Source organism: Xenorhabdus bovienii, assembly GCF_024721015.1.
Taxonomy (GTDB): Bacteria; Pseudomonadota; Gammaproteobacteria; order Enterobacterales; family Enterobacteriaceae; genus Xenorhabdus; species Xenorhabdus bovienii.
This window is the reverse complement of record NZ_JANAIF010000272.1, coordinates 1-735: the sequence shown is the minus strand read 5'-3', so window position 1 is coordinate 735 and position 735 is coordinate 1. Positions and strand designations below refer to the sequence as shown.

The 735-nt window shown below is 53.6% G+C and carries 1 pseudogene; it reads right to left on the bottom strand.

The features are described 5' to 3' along the window. Positions 1-735: pseudogene (locus tag NXS07_RS20520) on the bottom strand (replication endonuclease); the annotation flags it as partial.

The window sequence follows — 735 nt, the reverse complement described above, 5'->3', positions numbered from 1 at the left end:
CAGCCTGACTTCGCCTTCAGCAAACCGCATCATCTGGCCGTCAAAGCTGATACTCATGCCTTTCACAAACATCATCGCCATCGATTTAGTGCTGATGGGAATACCCATTGACGCCGTAAACTTCATCACATCAGGCAATAGCGCTTCTTCTTTTCGCGTTAATGTGATCCTGGAGATAACCCGCTGCCCTGAAACGCCGGTTTCTTCGCGCTGTGCGCCATTCTCAGCGGCGTTAATCTCAGTTGCCCATCCCCATTGGAGAACATCCGATAATGCCTTTCCGGTTAAATCAGGCGGGAGCACTGCGCCTTCTTCAACTCCCTGCCAATACCCCGACCCACAGTTATTGACAGGACTCCGAGGCGCGCCGATGGCGCTCTTTAAAAGATCAAAACCCAAACCTTCGCCTGTGTGTTCAGGCGTTGTACTGTGACTCTGGAGTTTTTTGACAATGCGATATTCGCGCTCGCGTGTTTTCACCACGCCGGCGCAGGGATTGAGTTGCGCGTAAATCCCCACCACCTTGGAAACGGCTTCATCATAGGGATTGAGTTTGTCGTCCAGTTCACGGGCGACACGGACAGTCTGCTGATCGCGGGGCGTACAGGGGCCACCCTGTGACAGAATGTAGTTTTCAAAATCACCGATATCAGCCGCTGCCCGTACCTTTTCGGCAATCTCGCCCATCTGGTCAGCAATACTGATACTGCGCAGGCGGCGGCACTCGCGATACGC